The organism is Castellaniella caeni NBRC 101664 (assembly GCF_001592225.1).
GTDB classification, from domain to species: domain Bacteria; phylum Pseudomonadota; class Gammaproteobacteria; order Burkholderiales; family Burkholderiaceae_B; genus Castellaniella; species Castellaniella caeni.
Map to the genome: position 1 here is coordinate 1 of NZ_BCWN01000045.1, position 2,574 is coordinate 2,574.

Sequence of the window (2,574 nt, forward strand, 5' to 3'; positions counted from 1 at the left end):
GGTAAGCGCTCCATCAAGCGCATTGTTCCCGTATGAGGAGATTCATGGCTAAATCCTGGTCATGGACATTCCACGGCAACAGTGCTTCGATCTCATCGACGGACTTGGCCAGCGGCAGGCGCTCCAGGACGTAGAGCAGCCAGGCGTAGGGCTCACGGCCGTTGGCTTTGGCCGTCTCGATGAGCGAGTACACCAGGGCGCTGGCCCGAGCACCGGCCTGCGTGTCGGCAAACAGCCACGCCTTGCGCCCGATCACAAAGGGCCGGATAGCGCGCTCGCACACGTTGTTGTCGATCGGCAGGTCACCGCGCTCGATGTAGCGCGCGAGCCGCTGCCAGAGGTTCAGCGTGTAGGCGATGGCCTCGCCCAGCTTGGTCTTGGGCGGCACCTTGGGCAGCAGGTCTATGAGCCAAGCATGGAATTCATCGAGCGTCTGGCCGCTGAGCTTCTGGCGCACCCGCAGCCGCAGCGAATCGGGGGCAGCCCTGACGCGCTTCTCGATACGGTAGAGCCGGGCAAAGAAGACCTGTGCCTGGGCCGTGTGGCCGCCCCGTCCCTTGGGAGCTGCACGCTCGGCCTCGACAAACTTGCGTCGGGCATGCGCCATGCAGGCCAGGTGCGTGATACCGTGATGGGCAACTGCCGCCTCGTAGCCCGCGTAGCCATCGGTCATCAGGTACCCGTGCCAGCCATCGAGCAAGGCGAGTGGTACCGAACCCGCACGGCTTGCCTCGTAGTCGAACATCACCACCGGCTTGCCGGGCAGCCCGCCCGTTTGCACCCACATGTAGCACTTGGAGGTGGGTGCCTTGCCGGGTACCTTGAGCACCTGCACGGGGGTCTCGTCCATGTGAATGAGCGAGCCCTCGAGCAGCACGTCGCGCATGAGGTTTGCCAGGGGCTGCAGTGCGCCTGCGGCTGCGATGGCGGTGCGTGCCAGGCTCTGGCGCGGCACCTCGACGCCGTGGCGGGCAAGCACCTTGCCCATGCGGGCGAGTGGTACGCCGTCGGCGTACTTGGTCACGAGCAGCATCGCCACGAACCCGGCCGTGAAGTTGCTGCGCGGCAGAATCGAGGCGGGCAGCGCTGCTACCACCGGCGCCCCGTCGCCTGCAGCGGGGGCGTACTTGGGGCGGATCGTGCGAATCACCCGGATCTTCATCGGGATGATGTCGAGCTGTTCGCTGACCTCCTCTCCGATGCGCACCAGGGAGGCGCCGCTGGCATCGCGTCGCTCGTCTTCGGGCACGTCGATGAGAAGCTCGATGCGGGGCAGCTCGGGAGGCAGTGCCCGGCGGTGGCCGCGAGCGCCCTGGCTCTTGCGGGGGGCAGCAGGCACGCCAGGCGTGTCCTCAGGACGGCCCTCTGTCGGGGGCTCGCCGGCGAGCAGCTCGGGCTCATTGAAGAGCCACCCCTGACCGGCTTCGCTGCTCGCACCAAACTGGCGGTGGCGTGCGAGCCGGTTCTGTTCGATGATCTGCTGCACCTTGAGGGCGACTTCGTGGGCCACGCGCCCGTCGAACTGTGCTTCGAACTCGGCTCGGATCTGGGCGCGAAGTTCAGCCTGGATCTGCCCGTAGAGTTCGTGGTGGATCTGGGCGGTGAGTTGCTCGACCTGCTGCTGGAGCTGCGTCTGTACCGTGCGCTGTAAATAGGTTTGCAGCTGATCGATGGCGCGCGCATCCAGGCACTGAAGAACCCCCTGAGGCAGGGAGATCGTGAGCGTTTGTGAGGGGGACAATGCAGCGCCTTCAGACATACTGCATTATACCATTTAATTTACAAAATACTCATATAATTCAATGCTTTATGTGCATTCTTTTGCCACGGATCGAAGCCCTCCAGCAGCCATTGAAACTCACGTACGGTGACCGGGTGCGCAGCTGCAAACTGCTCTCCACGCGGCCATGCGAAGCGGTCGGCCTCCAGGCGCTTTTGCCATAAGCAAAAGCCGTTCCGATCCCAGTACAAGACCTTTAGACTGGTGTGTGCCCGGTTCACGAACACGAATAGCGCCTCGGCAAAGGGGCTCATCGAGAGCTCGGCCTCCACGAGCACCGCCAGGCCGTTGATCTGCTTGCGAAAGTCCACCGGCTCGCGGTGCAGGTACACCGCCCCGATCGTATAACCCGGGTGCATCAGCGTTGCTCGGCAGGCAGGGCTCGTGTAAGCTGCGCGAGCCAGTACACATCGGGCAGCGCTGCCATCTCCAGGCTCAGCCCCGAAGGTAGCCTCAGGCGGCAGCCCGGCGAGCGCTGCGGCACCGGTACCGACCCCGGTTCGTCGCACAGTTGCAGTTCTACGAACCGGGCAGCAAGCGGGTGCGTGTGCGGCGCCGCGCGCCCCGCCTCGGCCTTGAAGACCTTGCGCCAGTAGTACAGCGCTGCTACCTCCAGCCCCTCGCGATCAGCGTATGCCTTGGTGGTGAGCGCCTCAGTCTCGATACGCTGCAGATGTGCACGCCACCAGTCGCGGTTCTTGTTCGTCATCGTTGCCTCATCTTGAAAATGTCGATGAGGACATGATCACGCAGCGCCGTTCACCTGAACATCATGGGCGAGATGGAGCGCTTAC

3 protein-coding genes are annotated in these 2,574 nt (G+C 64.0%); all 3 read right to left on the reverse strand.

Features of this window, described 5'->3' with window-relative positions:
* Positions 1-13: 13 nt before the first annotated feature.
* The 3 genes from tnpC to tnpA all read right to left on the reverse strand — a co-directional run bounded on the left by tnpC (position 14) and on the right by tnpA (position 2,489).
* Positions 14-1,570, reverse strand: a complete 1,557-nt coding sequence (gene tnpC, locus CCA01S_RS14985; RefSeq protein WP_439951514.1) for an IS66 family transposase — start codon at positions 1,568-1,570, stop codon at positions 14-16.
* A 209-nt stretch (positions 1,571-1,779) separates the two neighbouring features.
* The gene (tnpB, locus tag CCA01S_RS14990; protein WP_066459938.1) at positions 1,780-2,139 is read right to left on the reverse strand and encodes an IS66 family insertion sequence element accessory protein TnpB; all 360 of its coding nucleotides are present in this window, start codon (positions 2,137-2,139) and stop codon (positions 1,780-1,782) included.
* Positions 2,139-2,489, reverse strand: a complete 351-nt coding sequence (gene tnpA, locus CCA01S_RS14995; protein ID WP_066459940.1) for an IS66 family insertion sequence element accessory protein TnpA — start codon at positions 2,487-2,489, stop codon at positions 2,139-2,141. Before tnpA ends, tnpB begins: the two co-directional genes overlap by 1 nt.
* Between the last annotated feature and the right edge of the window lie 85 nt (positions 2,490-2,574).